Annotated in this window: 14 protein-coding genes; 5 read left to right on the top strand and 9 right to left on the bottom strand. The window is 46.4% G+C overall.

Annotated features, from left to right (window positions below; genetic code table 11):
- The first annotated feature begins 7 nt into the window (after positions 1–7).
- Both KOE27_RS04770 and KOE27_RS04765 read left to right on the top strand, forming a co-directional pair.
- Entirely contained in the window at positions 8–577 is a 570-nt protein-coding gene (locus tag KOE27_RS04770; RefSeq protein WP_215237688.1) for a carboxymuconolactone decarboxylase family protein, read from the top strand.
- Positions 578–661: 84 nt separating this feature from the next.
- Positions 662–1,471: an alpha/beta fold hydrolase gene (locus KOE27_RS04765; protein WP_215237687.1), complete on the top strand. Its 810-nt coding sequence runs from the start codon at positions 662–664 to the stop codon at positions 1,469–1,471.
- Between the two features lie 151 nt (positions 1,472–1,622).
- Here the strand turns inward: KOE27_RS04765 and KOE27_RS04760 are convergent, their stop codons facing one another.
- Positions 1,623–3,095 (bottom strand): hypothetical protein, encoded by a 1,473-nt coding sequence (locus tag KOE27_RS04760; protein ID WP_215237686.1) that lies wholly within the window; start codon positions 3,093–3,095, stop codon positions 1,623–1,625.
- Between the two features lie 376 nt (positions 3,096–3,471).
- Between KOE27_RS04760 and KOE27_RS04755 the strand changes: the two genes are divergently transcribed.
- Together KOE27_RS04755 and KOE27_RS04750 are read left to right on the top strand one after the other, a co-directional pair.
- Positions 3,472–3,834 carry a response regulator gene (locus tag KOE27_RS04755; protein WP_215237685.1) on the top strand — a complete coding sequence of 121 codons (363 nt, stop codon included), beginning with the start codon at positions 3,472–3,474 and terminating at the stop codon, positions 3,832–3,834.
- Between the two features lie 25 nt (positions 3,835–3,859).
- Positions 3,860–4,351 (top strand): DUF892 family protein, encoded by a 492-nt coding sequence (locus KOE27_RS04750; RefSeq protein WP_215237684.1) that lies wholly within the window; start codon positions 3,860–3,862, stop codon positions 4,349–4,351.
- A gap of 240 nt (positions 4,352–4,591) precedes the next feature.
- Here the strand turns inward: KOE27_RS04750 and KOE27_RS04745 are convergent, their stop codons facing one another.
- The 8 genes from KOE27_RS04745 to KOE27_RS04710 all read right to left on the bottom strand — a co-directional run bounded on the left by KOE27_RS04745 (position 4,592) and on the right by KOE27_RS04710 (position 15,353).
- Positions 4,592–5,692 carry a VIT1/CCC1 transporter family protein gene (locus tag KOE27_RS04745; protein ID WP_215237683.1) on the bottom strand — a complete coding sequence of 367 codons (1,101 nt, stop codon included), beginning with the start codon at positions 5,690–5,692 and terminating at the stop codon, positions 4,592–4,594.
- Positions 5,693–5,740: 48 nt separating this feature from the next.
- Positions 5,741–6,871, bottom strand: coding sequence for an efflux RND transporter periplasmic adaptor subunit (locus KOE27_RS04740; RefSeq protein WP_215237682.1), 1,131 nt, complete (start codon positions 6,869–6,871; stop codon positions 5,741–5,743).
- A 10-nt stretch (positions 6,872–6,881) separates the two neighbouring features.
- Positions 6,882–11,237, bottom strand: coding sequence for a CusA/CzcA family heavy metal efflux RND transporter (locus KOE27_RS04735; protein WP_215237681.1), 4,356 nt, complete (start codon positions 11,235–11,237; stop codon positions 6,882–6,884).
- Between the two features lie 41 nt (positions 11,238–11,278).
- Positions 11,279–11,839 carry a YceI family protein gene (locus KOE27_RS04730; RefSeq protein WP_229252644.1) on the bottom strand — a complete coding sequence of 187 codons (561 nt, stop codon included), beginning with the start codon at positions 11,837–11,839 and terminating at the stop codon, positions 11,279–11,281.
- Complete coding sequence (locus KOE27_RS04725) at positions 11,829–12,743, bottom strand: DUF5777 family beta-barrel protein (RefSeq protein WP_215237680.1); 915 nt, start codon at positions 12,741–12,743, stop codon at positions 11,829–11,831. Before KOE27_RS04725 ends, KOE27_RS04730 begins: the two co-directional genes overlap by 11 nt.
- Before the next feature lie 11 nt (positions 12,744–12,754).
- Positions 12,755–13,195 carry a Rieske 2Fe-2S domain-containing protein gene (locus KOE27_RS04720; protein WP_215237679.1) on the bottom strand — a complete coding sequence of 147 codons (441 nt, stop codon included), beginning with the start codon at positions 13,193–13,195 and terminating at the stop codon, positions 12,755–12,757.
- A 95-nt stretch (positions 13,196–13,290) separates the two neighbouring features.
- Positions 13,291–14,673 (bottom strand): sensor histidine kinase, encoded by a 1,383-nt coding sequence (locus KOE27_RS04715; protein WP_215237678.1) that lies wholly within the window; start codon positions 14,671–14,673, stop codon positions 13,291–13,293.
- The gene (locus tag KOE27_RS04710) at positions 14,670–15,353 is read right to left on the bottom strand and encodes a response regulator transcription factor (protein ID WP_215238376.1); all 684 of its coding nucleotides are present in this window, start codon (positions 15,351–15,353) and stop codon (positions 14,670–14,672) included. The genes KOE27_RS04715 and KOE27_RS04710 overlap by 4 nt, the downstream gene beginning before the upstream one ends.
- A 391-nt stretch (positions 15,354–15,744) precedes the next feature.
- On the opposite strand from KOE27_RS04710, the gene KOE27_RS04705 reads away from it, so the two are divergent.
- Positions 15,745–16,026 (top strand): hypothetical protein, encoded by a 282-nt coding sequence (locus tag KOE27_RS04705; protein WP_215237677.1) that lies wholly within the window; start codon positions 15,745–15,747, stop codon positions 16,024–16,026.
- Positions 16,027–16,180: the final 154 nt, after the last annotated feature.

Here is a 16,180-nt window from a genome sequence, read left to right as displayed (position 1 = left end):
ATTTCTTATGCGTATCCAACCATTGAACCCAGAAAACCTCAGCCCTGAAATCAGGTATGTGCATGACGAGATTGCAAATCTGGTAGCCAACAGCCAGGGCCAGGTGAGAATGTTAGATGATCAGGGAGCGTTGCTGGGCCCTTTTCCGGCCATGTTACATCATCCTCAGTTTGGTGTTCCGGCTTTGAGCTTTCTTCGTACCCTTGACATGCACGCTACGCTGGCGAAAACCGTCCGGGAAGTGGCCATCCTCACAGTGGGAAGTGCTTTTGGCGCACGTTTCGAGCTTTACGCCCACGAAATTATGGCCGCAGCTTTTGGCTTGTCTGCCGGTGTAGTCGCTTCATTAGCGGCTGGCAGCAGCCCCACCGGGTTAAACGATCAGGAGAAAATCGCTTATGATATAGCCCGCTGCCTCGTGAAAGGCCATGTCGTCCCTGACTCAGCCTACCGGCACGCTGTCCGTCTGCTTGGCCAGGATGGTGTGGCAGAGCTTTTCTTTCTGGTCGGCGGATACAGCCTGATCGCAATGATATTAAATGGTTTCGACATGCCTGCCCCTGATCAGTATATCTGAATAACATTTTCTGGTACTCTTTGCCCGAACGTAAAAGATCAGGGTCTTACCAAAATATCCCATAACAGTTCAAAATGAAACACGATGAAAACAACAGATTTAATACTGCTATCAGCCGCATTCGCAATTTCAGCTTTTACCTCACCCACTGAGGGAGAGGATACTACCTTGCAGGGGCAAACTTACGTACTCGTGCATGGTGCCTGGCAGGCCCCTTATGTATGGGATGAAGTGCGCTCCCAGCTGACCCGCGCTGGGAATGAGGTGATCGTGGTGGAACTGCCAGGCCATGGTAACGATAAAACGCCTCCGCATCAGCTCTCACTTGATACTTATCGTGACAAAGTAATCAACGCGCTTTCGGAAGTGAAAGGCAAAGTGATTCTGGTGGGCCACAGCATGGGTGGAATGGTTGTAACCCTTGTGGCCGAGAAAGTACCCTCCAAAATCCTGACACTGGTTTACATAGGTGCTTTTCTTCCCACAACGGGACAAGCGCTCATCGATCTGTCGAATGCGGACCCCGATTCTAAACTGGGCCCCTTGCTAATTCCTTCTGCCGATCAGCTCACGCTTGACGTTAAACAGGAAAATCTGACCGACCTTTTTATCAAAGACGGAACACAGGCCATTAAGAATAAAGTAATCACCAACTACCGCGCCGAACCGGCCATTCCTTTTATCAACAAAGCAATATTGACGGCTGAAGGTTTCGGTGCTGTGGAAAAGGTATACATCAAAACACTTCAAGATATGGTGATTTCTCCCGGGCTGCAAAACCGTATGATTGCTGCAGCCGGTATAAAAACCGTGTATGAAGTCAATACAAGCCACTCCCCTTTCCTGGCACAGCCACGCGCGGTTTCCGATTTGCTCATTCAAATTGGGCAGTAGCATTCCTAGTCATCACAGAAAACTGGCCTGTACCGTTTTAATCTGTCTTTACCAAACTGTTGAAGCGCAGCTTTTTTAAAGTACAGGCCAACTGAAAATCGGGTTACCGGGTATGTACCAAGCAACTCTTTTATTTCCGTTACACTTTTTTTTACGCTCGGCAGAATAGTACGTAGTAAGAAGAATTCTGAAATACAACAGGAAAGTTGTTTTTCATATCCGCAAGATTTGGATGCGTGGGTGTAACGTTTGCCGTAATAATGTAGTCAATAGCATATCTCTGCAACAAGCTCGATCTGTACCGACGAAATTCGTCAGACTCCACGTCTTTCAGTGATTTAATCGCGGGAGAAGAACTATTCTTCCATTGCCCGAACAACACATAACTGTCTGTAAAATAAGGTATAACGATATTCAGATTACTATGAGGCAAAACAGCAAATCGTTTTTGTGGAGCCTTTGTATTAATCCACTCCAAAATGGATTCAACGTCCCGTTCTCTTTCCTTGGAATTTTTACTCTTCACCTGATAAATAAAGAGACATACATTGACAAAGTACAGGCCAATTGAGAAAATCAGTACCCAATAAGTAGCCCATAAATATCCTGTTTCCGACAGCATGAGCCCAATTAAAAGGCAGCAAAAAGGGCTTACATGTTCCATATATCGCTCAGCTTCCCCGAGAAACAGGAATGGTTTTGTAGAAGTAGCCAGGAACACCAGCAACCCTGAAAGAAGTAAAGTATCCAGCAAGTGTATCATCGGCACATTCGTCAGGGCCTCCGGCCAACTGAAACGGTAGTAAATATAGAGTGCTATAACCGGCATTTGAAACAGTACAATCAGAAACGTATTTCTGACATAAAAGAGAAAAAAGACCTGTTTAGGATTGGTAAACAGCTGCCTGGGGGCGTTCAGCAGATCATCCAGCCGGTTACGCTGCTGAATGTGCTGCGTGGAAAACCTCCCCTTCCAGAACGTCTTCGCCATAATCGTGAGATGCTGGACGTGCCCTTTTGTTATGTGCCAGGAATAACCCCTGGAAACCAGCAGGGAGAGTAAATAACTACTGAGTAATACAACCAATGGAACAACGGATACCAGCAGAAGAGACCAAATTACCAACACGAAAGCAAAGGCCTGGCTAGAAAACATACTTGACAGGAAAATAAGGCCGCCAAGCACAACTGCCGCAGAGCCATAGTAATAAAAACCTGTATCCAGGTATAGCAGCAACATCAGAACAGCCAGAAAAAACAAAAACTGGCCAAATACTCTGGGTGTACCCAGTGTGGCACGCGGGCTAAAATTCAAGCCCAGCGAATAGGGTGAGAAAACAAACAGCAGTGCTGACAAAACAGAAATGCTTACACCGAGGTTGCCCCACTCATGTGCAATGAAAAATAGGCAGACGCCAACAAGGCCGTCCAGCAGTCCGCCCGTGAAAGGTTCGATCGCGGTTCTATGCCTTTTGTTGAGGCAAGACAGGAGCACATGAAATAAGGGAGGATAGGTAATGCTTTCGGACAACAAAAACCTGGATATCTTACTGGGAAGTTTATACCCATTTTGCCTTATCTCCTCGGCCAGCATGAGATGATACCAGGTGTCATGTGTACACAAGGATAATTTACCTCTGTCAATCAAAATCCGAGGCAATGCTCTTAGCAAAACAATCAGTAAGAATAACAGAATGCAAATCACCGCAAGAACCATTTCACAGAGGTTTTAAACTATAACGGGTTATATCACTCTACCCTAATAAGTGCGCCAATCCATCACAACCTGCCGTAACCGCCCTTAAAATTCGGAAATTGGCGTGATTTCTTCTACATGATGTAAAAATTTTAGCTAAGCTAATAATAGATATATTTCTATATAGGTATAGATTATCAACTATTATTTCTAGAGTGTCTCGAAAATGAGCATTGCAGCACTTCCCAAATCCATTCTTGGCACAGGAATTGATAAAGACCTGTATACCCTTCAAGTCAAGTGAATGAGCAAGAAGATACTGATTGTTGAAGATGAGCCGGATATTATCGAGTTACTGAAGATTGTTTTCCGTGATACCGGATACAATCTTACTTTCTCCCGGACTGAGCTGGAAATTGAGTATATCAGGGAACTGAATCCCGACCTGATCGTGATGGACGTCACGATACGGGGATCCCTGCGGTCCGGCTCTCAAATTTGTAGAGAATTAAAAGCTGATCAACAAATAAGAAACGTTCCCGTCATTTTATGTTCCGGAGAATATAACCTCAAGGCAATTGCAAACGACTGCGGCGCGGATATGTATTTGCCCAAACCATTCGACATATCAAGCCTGTTGTTTCATGTAGATAAATTTCTGTCCTAGATCCTGTTTTTTAACGATAGCCCCTATGAACCTCGATCGCGAAGACCTGGAGAAATTTTTCATCCACCACCTCAATAAAGTGTACGCCGCCAAGACCTTACTGGTAGCAGAACTCCCTGAAATCATGGACGAGTCGCACTTTAAAGATATTCGCACAGCAATGATCGAAACAGTCGAAAGTGTAAAAAAACAGATTGAAAGGATGGACGAGATCTATGCAATACTGCCGGCAGAGTTCTCGGAAATTGACTCCAAGGGGCTGAAAGGGCTGGTTGAGGACGCATTTGAGGATATCAGGCGCAATGGTGAAAATCTGGAACTCAGGGATATGTCTATCCTATTCTACCTGCACAATATCGAAAGCATTGAAATGGCATCGTTCCAGATTTTAGAAATGGCATCCGTAAAGATACACAACGACCGTATCAAGGAACTAATCAGGGAGAACTACGAGGATGCAAAAGCCGACCGCACCTTGCTCTTGCTGATCAATGCAAAGTATATCGCAACGGTATGAGCTATAAATCGCTCCAATTTCTGGTTCACTGCAGGGTAAGTTGCTCCTCAAACTGGGTAATTTTATCATCCGGTGATCTGCCTGAACAGCAAAAAGGTTAAGGGCAACAGGCTCAAATCACTGTGTAAAATCGGGACAGAAAGATCTCAAAGTGATTGGTAGAGTATGGGCCATACCGGTTTTTGAACCGAATTGTGGTTGTTTTTAATTTGGAGAGATAATTATAAAGTAGAATCTTGTTCAGCCCGCTACTGAAACGCCAATTAACTTTCCTATCCCAAAGGTAATCGCTGCGGCTGCGAGCCCGAAAATGACCTGTCTGACGCCAGAATACCAGACACTTCTGCCTGTAAATAATGTGATGGCCGATCCGATGAGAAATAGGCCGACCGCGCTAAAAACGGCACTGGCCACAATCGCCGTCGTCCCGCTTAAAAAGAAAAATGGTACAACCGGGATAATCGCACCCACTGAAAACAGCACAAACGAAGTCACAGCGGCTTCCATGGCGGACCCTTTCAAGTCTTCCGTGTTGATACCCAGCTCTTCTTTGGTAAGGAATGTCATGGCGTTGTCCTTATCTGACATCATCTCGCGAGCCATTTTTTTGGCCTGATCCTGCGGAATGCCTTTGGCCTGATAAATGAGCGCTATTTCAACCTCTTCACCCGCAGGATTAGTTTCCAGTTCGTCCATTTCCAGTTGCATTTGGTTTTCGCTGAGTTCCTGAGAGCTCTTCACCGAAATCCACTCACCCAAAGCCATTGATAAAGCTCCCGCAAGCAGGCCTGCAAGTCCTGTGAGCAGGGTTTCTTTCTGCCCGATCGCCGCGCCCGCAATGCCCATCACGAGGCTAAAATTTGAAACAAGCCCGTCGTTTCCACCTAATACCGCCGCACGCAACGCATTACCTCCCACAGATCGATGTCGCTTTTCGAAACGCGTAAATGTGGATCCCGCAACTTTGGTATTGTTGTCCAGAATATTTTTCAAAATCGCCACGTGCGCCGTATCCGAAACGGAACCGGTTGCTTTATACTTATTTCTTGCGCTGACCACCGAGCTCGAAATGCTCTTTTCCGTATCCAGCATCACACCCAGAATATAGTCGTAGCCAAAAATTTTCCCGATCCAATTCAGGATCTTTGCTCTGGCAGAAGGCGCAGGTAACTTCGAAATATCCATTTCATGCTTAGCCATGAACGCCAGTGCGTGCCCATGTTCGATCTCGCTCATCTGCCGAAAAACACTGGCCACATTTTCATCTTCCTCATGCCGGGCCAGTATTCCGTAGAGAAAACTTGCGTCAATTTCAGTCTGGATGTTTTTGAGATTTACCATGATGGATGAGGTTAGATAGATATCAACCCTAAGTTAATTTGATTTACCCTATTCCTCCGACTTATTTTTCAACGACATCAGAAGTGAGTAAGCCCCTTTGACCACACATTGCTGATTTTCCAGTTTTTCGTTCGAGATGATTTCTGTTAAACCGTTTTCTGATGTGCCGGTCTTTACCGGTTTCATCTCAAAGTTATTTTTTCCTTTCGGAACAAACAGGTACTGCTGGTCCTCATAGGTAACAATGGCATCGTCCGGCAGCGCCAGTACCGTACGGCTATCGAGCTGGATGTCGGCGTTCATAAACATGCCGGGCAAAAGCTCCGGCTCATAACTTTCAAAATGCGAATGTACTTCGGCCGTCCTTTCCGGCGATAAATCCTTGCTGATCAGAATGATCGTACACGGGTATTTTTTGTCGGGGGCATTGTTGTTGTAAGCCAGGATATGCTGGCCAATTTTGATTTTGCCTAAATCCTTTTCAAAAACTTTGAGCGCCAGATGTATATCCGTTGGATTAATCAGTTCAAAAAGCACCTCGGTCGGCGAAACATACCTGCCAATATTGACATTAACCTTTGAAACATATCCATTGATCGGGGAGTGAATGCTGACGCTCCTGGAAATATTATCTTTTGTAAGCTGCTGCGGATTAATACCCGCCAGTTTTAATTTCTCAGACAACGAATTCGTTATCACCTGCTGACTCTGATAGTCAGATTCTGCCTGCTGGAATGCCTTGTCGCTGCTGGACTTACTCTTATTTAAACTTTTCTGCCGCAAATAATCATTTTCAAGATACGCGAGCCTGGCCATTCCTGTCAGGTAATCCTGCTGTAGCTGAATGTACTGCTGGTCTTCCATCACCGCCAGCACCTCTCCTTTTTTTACACGGGTACCGGGTAATAGCCGGGTGGTTTTGAGATACCCGCCCAACGGTACACTGATCGATACAATATTCTGAGGCGGAACATCAATTTTCCCATTCAGTTTCAATACCGAGGAAATCTGCTGTTTAACTGGCAATGCAGTGGTAATGCCGGCATTCCGAACCTGTTTGTCAGTTAACGATGATATGTTTGTTTCGACCGTTTTTTCCGTTGTTACCGCCCCGTTTTCTTCCTTGTTGGAACAGGATAGAAAAAGACCAAGAAGCATACTATATGTCAGATATCTCATCTTTGCAAAGTTAGTTTTGAAGGTAGTAATCAAGCGCAATGGCATTGCTGTTCAGGTTCATCACTGCATCCAGATACGCGCTCCGGATGGATGCGGCATGGTTGATCAGCTGTACCCATTGCAGGTAATTGATATTGCCGCCCGCCAGTTGCTGGTTTGCCGTTGAGGTGATCAGAACTGCATTTTTGAGGCCGCTCGTTTCATAATACTGTACTGCCGTCAGGCATTTACGGTATTGAACCAGCGTGGATAGGTACTGTGATTTCAACATTTGACTACCTGCCCTGTAGTTTTCCCGGCTGATATCCTGATTAATCCGGGCACCACGGATGCGCGCCTTCTGCGCACCAGCAAAAATTGGAATGCCTACACCTAATTGTGCCGACTGAAACCTTTGGGAAGCAGTGTACGACTTACCATCCGCCCCCATGCCACGCATGCTCATATTATTGTATCCGACATTGAGCTGAGGCAAAAGCTTGGCTTTCTCCGCCGCTATACCGGCTTCTGCAATTTGTTGCTGCTGCATCAGTAAACGCATCTGCGGATGGTCGTCAACATGAACTGAATCCGAAACTGCAACGAAATGGTAGAGGTTAGCAGTAGGTTCCGGCTCCGGGTTCCCGGTTGTATTGAGCAATAACTCAAATTGCAGCCGGGCCAAATTCAGGTCAGATTCAAGTTGCAGCCTCTGCATCTGAATTTCTGCCAGCTGGGTTTCCGCCGTTGTTTTTTCCAGCACATCAGTTTCCCCTTTTTCAAACCGCTCCTGCGCCCTTTTGTGAAAACCGGTGTAAAGACTATCCAGCCAGATCAGCAATTCTTCCTTTTTCTTTTGGTACAAAAACAGATAGTATACCTGCGCAACATTCCTTTTCAGCTCACTTTCCCTGACCGCCACGTTCAAAACACTGGCAGAGAGCTCGTTTTGCAAAAGTGCTTTCTGTCTTGTATAAACTACTGGAAGGCTAAATGACTGTGTAATGTTAAACCGCGTATCTGTATAAAAACTGTTGATCTGTCCGGCTTCCATCTGAAATCCGGTTTGCGGTAATACCACCGCCGTTTTCATCAATGATTTCTGATATTCGGTCTTGAGCTTTTCCGCTTTCAGATTCTGATTATTGGCCAAAGCAATGTCTGTGGCGGTTTTTAGGTTCAGTCTGGTTTGTGCTAAACCATCTGCGTTACCCAGCATCACCAGGGCCGGGATAAGCCACACCGCAAGATTTGACCTTCGCTTCATTCTGAATTTAAAACCATCAAAAAAGAGATATAAAACCGGAAGTACAAAAAGGGTTAAGAAAGTGGCGACCAAAAGTCCGCCTATAACCACCGTAGCAAGCGGGCGCTGCACCTCTGCACCGGCCCCATTGCTAATAGCCATCGGAAAAAAACCTAGTGAAGCTACAAAAGCGGTCATCAATACCGGCCGGAGTCGATGCTGGGTTCCTTCCAGGATCGCTTGTTTTATATCTTTTTGTTCCTCCGTCCTGATCCGGTTGAATTCCGCCACCAGCACAATGCCGTTTAACACCGCCACGCCAAAAAGAGCGATGAATCCGACTCCCGCGCTGATACTGAATGGCATACCACGTATGACCAGAAAGAATATACCTCCTATGGCAGACAATGGTATCGCCGAATAAATCAATAATCCGTCCTTTACCGAGTTGAATGCAAAAAACAAAAGCACAAAAATAAGCAGTAACGAAACCGGCACAGCGATCATCAGCCGTTGTTTGGCGGCATTCAGGTTTTCAAAAGATCCTCCGTAGGTGATATAATAGCCAGTGGGAAGTTTCAGGCTTTGTCCCACTTTTGTCTGCAGTTCGTTGACAATGGTTTGCACGTCCCGGCCGGTTATGTTAAACCCAACCACGATCCGCCGCTTTGCATCTTCCCGCTGGATCTGATTTGGTCCGTTCTGAATTTTAACATCTGCAAACTGACTGAGCGGGACCTGTGTCCCCTTTGGCGTGGCAACCAACAGGTTACGGATATCTTCCAGGTTTTTCTTACGTTCGCCGCTAAGCCTGACTACCAGGTCAAAGCGCTTTTCGCCTTCGAATACCATTCCGGTACTTTGTCCTGCCAGTGCGGTGTTAACGGTTCTGTTAACCGCCGAAATATCCAGCCCATACTGCGCCAAGGTATTGCGATTATAACGAATCGTAATCTGCGGCATGCCAGAAACAGCCTCCACATATAAATTTCTTGTACCTTCCAACTGATTCACCAATATCCCCAGCTTTTTAGCGTAAAGCGCCAGCGTATCCAGGTCTTCGCCAAAAATTTTACAAACCACGTCCTGGCGGGCTCCGGTCATCAATTCATTAAAACGCATCTGCACAGGAAACTGAAAGCCAGCCGTGATACCCGGTACTTCCCGAAGCGCTTCACCCATCTTTTCAGATAGTTCAGGGAAAGTCTTAGCGGACGTCCAATCTTTTTTATCTTTTAAAATCACCATCATGTCGCTGGCTTCCATCGGCATCGGATCCGTCGGAACCTCGCCGCTTCCTATTTTGGTAACTACTTTTAATACCTCCGGAAACCGTGTTTTTAAGATATACGCCGCCTTCTGCGTGTTTTCAATCGTCGTCGTCAGGCTGCTTCCCGTAAGTACGCGGGTGTCCACCGCAAAATCACCTTCTTCCAGAGCCGGAATAAACTCACCCCCCAGTGTAGTAAGCAGGTACACCGCAGATGCAAACAATACCAGCACGGAGAGCAAGATCACCCCGGAATGCCGGATTGCACCTTCCAGCGCACGGCGGTATTTCCTGGCGAGGCTGTCGATAACTCTGTTGGAAAATCCGGGCTGTGTTTTTATTTTTTTGCTTAAAAATATCGCGCTCATCATTGGAATATAAGTGAGCGAAAGGATGAATGCACCCAGCAAGGCAAATGCAACAGTTTGCGCCATGGGCTTGAACATTTTGCCCTCAATACCTTCCAGGGTAAAAATTGGCAGGTATACGATCAGGATGATCACCTGGCCAAAAACAGCGCTGTTCATCATCCGGTCCGCGGATTCGTTGACTTCTTCATCCATTTGCTGCTGACTGATACCGGCCAGTCCAGCGAATCTTTTATTGTGCCTGATCTGGTGCATCACCGCTTCTACGATAATGACAGCACCGTCAACAATCAAACCGAAGTCAAGCGCACCCAGGCTCATCAGATTTCCGCTCACGCCAAAGGTATTCATCATCATTACTGCGAACAGCATTGCAAGCGGAATGACCGACGCCACGAGCAACCCGGCCCTGAAATTGCCTAAAAACAAAACAAGTACAAAAACCACGATCAGAGCACCTTCCAGCAGATTTTTCTCCACTGTACCAATGGCATTATTCACCATTTTTGTCCTGTCCAGAAAAGACTCTATCACCACACCTTCCGGCAGTGTTTCCTGGATCTGAACGATGCGCTCTTTAACGTTTTTAATTACCTCGCTGCTATTAGCACCCTTAAGCATCATGACCACCGCCCCGGAAACCTCACCTTTGTCATTATAAGTCATTGCCCCGTACCGCGTTGCGAAACTGGTTTTGACATCGGCAACGTCCCTGATAAACAAAGGCTGACCGTCGGCCAGAGACTTGACAGATATGTTTTTAATATCTTCCAGGTTCTCTACCAGTCCTTCACTCCTGATGTAAAGCACCGTGGGCCCCTTTTCAATGTACGCCCCACCGGTATTCTGATTATTATTTTCTAATGCCGTAAAAACTTCATTAATCGTAATTCCGTGTGATAAAAGCTTTTGCGGGTCGATCTCGATAGAAAACTGTTTTAGTTTACCACCAAAGCTGCTTACTTCCGCCACGCCCTTCACACCCAATAACTGGCGGCGCACGATCCAGTCCTGAATGGTGCGCAAATCCATTTCATTGTACCGATGCTCATAACCTTCTTTCGGGCGCACCACATATTGGTAAATTTCACCCAGTCCGGTACTGATCGGCCCAAGCTCGGGCGTCCCGATTCCCTTTGGTATTTCATTCTGTACTTTCAAAAGCCGCTCCGAAACCTGCTGCCTGGCCCAGTAAATATCCACATTGTCCTCAAAGACGATGGTTACCAATGATAATCCAAAGCGGGAAAAACTGCGAATTTCCTTCAAGCCGGAGATATTGTTGTTGGCCTGCTCGATGGGAAAAGTAACCAGTCTTTCGATATCAGTAGCCCCGAAGGAAGGTGCAATGGTGATCACCTGCACCTGGTTGTTGGTAATATCCGGCACGGCATCAATGGGCAGCCGGGTGAGCTCATAGCTTCCGTAGCCTATCCATGCCAATATAAGCAAGCCTACAATGAGCTTGTTATTTACAGAAAACGCGATAATTTTATTGAGCATAACAATTCATTTATACCATATTTACAAATTTGGTGATCGCATCAGGTCTTTTTAAGCACAAGAATAAATTTGTTTTTTACTGCAATCGTTTCTGCGATCTTGGCAATCACCAGCTTTGGTACTTCAATTTGATGGTCTGCCAGCTTCACGTCGAAATCCGAAGTCAGGATAATTTGTCCGCCGCTGATCACCATCTGGCCTTTTAGGCTACGGTTTTGCCTGACGCCATGCATGTCCAGCACGCCATCCGCATGGACAGGATATATACCGTCCTTGCTGTAATCAACCGTTTCTTTGATTTTTCCTGTAAAAACTGCGGATGGATACTTCCCGGTTTCCATGTAATTTTCATTGAAATGCTCTTCCATGAGTTTATTAGGAAAATGAAATCCCCGTTGCTGCATTTTAATGGCAATCTCACCGTTTGCCGTATTGAGCAATACTAAAACCTGTTTATTCACGGCCGAGATATTCTCCAGCGGTGTTTCCGAGAAGAAACTGGTTTCACCGGTTTTGGTACTATACAGCTGGCCGAAACAGGTGACGGCCAGCAACTGGCTCATCATCATTGCCAGCATCAGTTTGAAAGTTTTAGTATCCACTTGATTTGCCTTTTTTACTTTTGTCAAAACTGAATGTGCGCGATACGTTAAATCCGTAGAAAATATCCCCGCTGCTCCACTTGCCCGTAGTTTGCCCGATAAACTGTTTTTCGATCATACCCCTCGAATTCGTCAGGTGCAACTGAAATACGTGCCCGCCGGTTTCGATATCAAAGCCCAGTGAGAGCGTGTTGGTGAACCTGGGGTCTCTCTGGGTGGTACCGGCAAAAGTTTTCGGGGTATACCAGTATTCGACATTAAACGATGTCCGTTTGGTTAGTTTGTAGCGCCCACCCATTCCCAATGCGTACAGGTTGTTTGCGTCTATCTGGTTCTCAGCCAAATTCCGGTGCATGACCGTGGGCGAGAGTTGCAGGGAAAGTTCCTCGCCAAACTTGCGGGCAATCAGCGCCTGAAAGGTGTAAGTTTGCCGCTGGGCAATCGTGTAGAACGGAAGGTCCGTGGTGGATGTGCTGGAATTATGGGCATCACTGACGAAAAGTGTCACGGATACCGGCATATTTCTGAACCCCGAAGACTGTCTTAACAAGCGGTATTTGGCAAAAACATCAATCGTTTTCTGATAACTGCTCCTGCCGATCCCCACCATCAGACGGTCCGTCACACCATATTCCAGGGCAAGTCTGATCTGTGATTCGTCCAACCCGAAAAAGTTATTCGCGCCTGAATTAACTGCGCCGAACCGGTGAGAAATAATGAAGTCCATATTGTTTTTGCCAACCGTCTCCACCGAATGCCCGTTAATGATACGGGTGCCTTTGAAGGTGGCGGCGCTGTAAGTCGTCACCGAATCCTGAACCTGATCCAGTTCTTTCAGCAGGTCGTCTTGTGCGAAGGCGCATGAGCAGATCATGGCCATCGCGATAGCTAAGCTTATTTTCATGCTGATCAAGGTTAGGCAGTGATGGTCAAAATATTGTCTGTCAGGCTTGTGGTATATACCCTGATCCCTTTTTTCCCTTCACTGTTCAGGCCCTTTCCGGTATTGTCGTATTTGGCCCCGTGTGCAGTGCAATAAAAATGGTCTGTCTGATAGGTGATCTCGTTTTTACCCTCATGGCTACATGTGAGGGTGGCAGCAATATATGCCCCTGTGTTGCTCCTGGCGATTACGACGCCCTCCCTGATCACATATCCTCCATTTTTTTTCAGGGCGGCGTTGGCCGCGTCATTCAAATTCAGGGTCAGGTTGTTAGGTTCCGGGCTGACCCTGTCATTGGTGCAGGATTCAAGCGTTCCGGCAAAATAGACCGCAGCCAGAGCCGATCCGGCGAAGCCCAACTGCCTCAAAAAATCGTGGCGGCTAACATTGGCAGCATTTTTCTCAAAGCTCATAAGAATGTATTTGTTTAAAATTGCTTGGTCTCAAAGACCAGTCAAAAGTAAAGCGGGCATTCTTAGGTTATTCTCAAGGAAATCTTAAGGTTTGCTTAAGACTGAAAAGTCAGCCTGGCTGTGGTTCCATGCTCATCCGGATGGCTTTCAATTTCGAACCGGATCACCAGCAGTTCACACATTCTTTTCACAATAGAAAGTCCCAAACCATTTCCTGTGATATGCGGGTGTTGCAAAGGATGGGAGCGATAAAAGGGCTCCTGTATTTTTGGGATTTCCTCGGGAGCAATGCCGATCCCCCGGTCAATCACCGAATAAATGATTTCGGCATTCATTTTCTTTATCTCAATTCTAATCCTTTCATGAGGATGAGAATATTTAACGGCATTTGAAATGAGGTTTTCAATAATGATATCGACCATGTATGGATCACTGCATACATCATAATGCTCCCCGGCTTCCAGTTCAACCGAAAGGCCTTTGGCAAGAATCTGATCCTGTTGCCTTTGCAGGATGGTGGCTGTCAACTCCGAAAGGTCAATAGCCTGCGCATCCAGCGCCTTTTTCTGGCTCTCAAACCGGGCCAGAAGCAATAGCTGGTCCACCAGATAACTGATCCTGTCGATCTCTTTAATACAATATGCTACCTTCCCGACATATTCCTGGGCTGATCGCGGTTTACGGATCAGAACCTCCAGCGTTCCCTTGATCACTGCCAGCGGGGTACGCAATTCGTGCGATGCATCGGAAGTAAATTGTTTTTCCCGGTGCACTGCATTTTCTATGCGGTCCAGCAGGTCGTTGATCGTAATCACCAATTTCCCAAGTTCGTCTTTGCCTGGCGGAAGTGGTATACGGGCCGCCAGATTTTCGTTGGTAATTTTGCCCGCAGTATCAATCACACTCAGTACAGGCTGGATGCTCTTGCCCGCAATGAACCTCGTCACAAAGAACAGCACCAGTAGCACGATGGGAAAAGCAATGAGCAGCACATTTTTCAGCGTGCCTAAAACCCGCTCCGACTCCTCGATCGGAAGGGCAACCACCAGGTATCCGGCGATTTTATCCCTTTCTTTTAGTGCTAGCTGAATTTGTGCAATAGATAGCCCTTTCAGCTTACTCCGAAAAAAAACTTTGTTCTCCTGGGATAAATCAGCCGTTAGAGCATCCTGTTTCAGGTTCGGCGACTTTTCAATAACCCTGCCTTGGCGATCTGTAATCTGGACAAATACCGGATTGACTTCCAGCTCCTGGTGCTCTCTTTCAAACCATTCGGCTTTATCGGCTATGAAAGGCGCGCCATCCTTTACCCCTACCTCATAAAAATGTTTGTCTGCTTCAAATGTGATATCTTTTTGCAACCCGCTAAAAACAGCGATACGGACTACATAATAAATGACCAGAAAAATGACCGCCACCAAAAGTGCCGTGCTGAGCGTGAAGTTGGACGCAATCTTATTCTTGTAGGAAGTAATCATGATATGGGTTGTCCGATCTCTTTTGCAATGTAACCCATGCCACGGACGGTCTGGATGTAATCTTCTTCTTTGGCCAGTTTAAGTTTTTTTCTTAAGGAGTTGATATATACGTCAATGATCCCGGTGTTGTACTCAAAATGAATGTCCCAGACGCTCTCGATGATCCGCGTCCGACGGCAAACTTTCCCTTTGTTTCTTAAAAGAAATTCAAGCAATCCGAATTCCTTTTGCGTCAGTTTTATTTCTTCATCTCCTTTGAATACCTGGTGCGAATGGGTGTCGATCCGGATCGGGCCGAGGGTGAATTCAGCTTGTTCACCCGAGACAGGCCGCAGCTGTACCTTGATCCTCTCCAGAAGTTCGTCAAAACTGAACGGTTTTTTTATGTAGTCATTGGCACCGGCTTGCAATCCGAAAATAGTATCCTGTACGGTGTCACGGGCAGTAAGAAATATAACCGGCGTTTTGGCAAAATGTTTTCTGAATTCCCGGCAGATTTCCACGCCGCTTTTGCCAGGAAGCATCCAGTCTATCAGCAGCAGATCATAATTTCCAGTGAGGGCCATATCCAGGCCCGATTTCCCCTCCGCCGCAGTATCCACCGCATATGATTCTTCCTCTAAGCCTTGCTTGAGAAAATTCAGGATACCCTTTTCGTCTTCAATAATGAGGATTCTCATAAACTTCCATTTTTCAGATAGTGCCCCCATATAGGCCCGGTTATTCTTTACCACAACCGCTAAGTAAAGCATGATTTACTAAAAATTCCCTTAACAATTTCTTAAGATACGCTTAAAGATGTTTTGGGTGTGTTGTAACGGTATCCTATTGGAGTGACGGCAGTCAAAACTACTTTATGATCTGTCCAACGGAGTATTCCGGTCGACCAGTCCAATTTCTGATTCCACCTGTGATCAGCCACACCACAGTGATAAGCACAACGGCCGGATCCGCTCGTAAAACAGCAAACCAGGACACTCACATACCGTTTCCTCAATTCCCAGGGAAAACGGATTAGAATGGTTACATCGATTACTTTACCCTAAAAGTAAACCTAGCTCAACCTCCAAAATGCTCAGCACCTCCCATTTCGACCAATACGATAGCGGATCGTTCCGTCAATTCTGTGGGCCAGCTCAGGTTCATAAAGATTTGAATACGCTTTACGGGCTGATTGTCGGCATTCAGGCTGATGGTCACATCAATGACAGCGAAATTGATTTGCTTCGTGCATGGATCGACTCCGTTTCCAGCTTACAGGCGAAGGCTCCATACAACAAGTTTATCACCAAGATTAATTCAATTATCAGCGATGGCGTTGCGACGACCGAAGAGGCCAAGGGCCTGATCTGACTTTGCAGGAATTACCTGGATTGCAACCGGAATACTTATTATGATGTGATCACCTCTTCCACGCAACAGCTCGGCGGGTTTCTGGCGGGGATTTCGGCGGACCAAACGATCAATATCGAAGAACTCGCCGCTCTCGGAAACTGGTCTTACGAAA

The sequence above is a fragment of the Dyadobacter sp. CECT 9275 genome (assembly GCF_907164905.1).
GTDB lineage: Bacteria > Bacteroidota > Bacteroidia > Cytophagales > Spirosomataceae > Dyadobacter > Dyadobacter helix.
The sequence above is the reverse complement of the archived record's forward strand: the minus strand, read 5'-3'. Positions and strand labels throughout refer to the sequence as shown.

Bases quoted from the DNA above. Each gene is read 5' to 3' on its own strand.
- KOE27_RS04750 (WP_215237684.1), top strand. From the start codon at position 3,860: ATGAACCTCGATCGCGAAGACCTGGAGAAATTTTTCATCCACCACCTC.
- KOE27_RS04705 (WP_215237677.1), top strand. From the start codon at position 15,745: ATGCTCAGCACCTCCCATTTCGACCAATACGATAGCGGATCGTTCCGT.
- KOE27_RS04770 (WP_215237688.1), top strand. From the start codon at position 8: ATGCGTATCCAACCATTGAACCCAGAAAACCTCAGCCCTGAAATCAGG.
- KOE27_RS04735 (WP_215237681.1), bottom strand. From the start codon at position 11,237: ATGCTCAATAAAATTATCGCGTTTTCTGTAAATAACAAGCTCATTGTA.
- KOE27_RS04710 (WP_215238376.1), bottom strand. From the start codon at position 15,353: ATGAGAATCCTCATTATTGAAGACGAAAAGGGTATCCTGAATTTTCTC.
- KOE27_RS04740 (WP_215237682.1), bottom strand. From the start codon at position 6,871: ATGAGATATCTGACATATAGTATGCTTCTTGGTCTTTTTCTATCCTGT.
- KOE27_RS04715 (WP_215237678.1), bottom strand. From the start codon at position 14,673: ATGATTACTTCCTACAAGAATAAGATTGCGTCCAACTTCACGCTCAGC.
- KOE27_RS04745 (WP_215237683.1), bottom strand. From the start codon at position 5,692: ATGGTAAATCTCAAAAACATCCAGACTGAAATTGACGCAAGTTTTCTC.
- KOE27_RS04765 (WP_215237687.1), top strand. From the start codon at position 662: ATGAAAACAACAGATTTAATACTGCTATCAGCCGCATTCGCAATTTCA.
- KOE27_RS04725 (WP_215237680.1), bottom strand. From the start codon at position 12,743: ATGAAAATAAGCTTAGCTATCGCGATGGCCATGATCTGCTCATGCGCC.
- KOE27_RS04720 (WP_215237679.1), bottom strand. From the start codon at position 13,195: ATGAGCTTTGAGAAAAATGCTGCCAATGTTAGCCGCCACGATTTTTTG.
- KOE27_RS04755 (WP_215237685.1), top strand. From the start codon at position 3,472: ATGAGCAAGAAGATACTGATTGTTGAAGATGAGCCGGATATTATCGAG.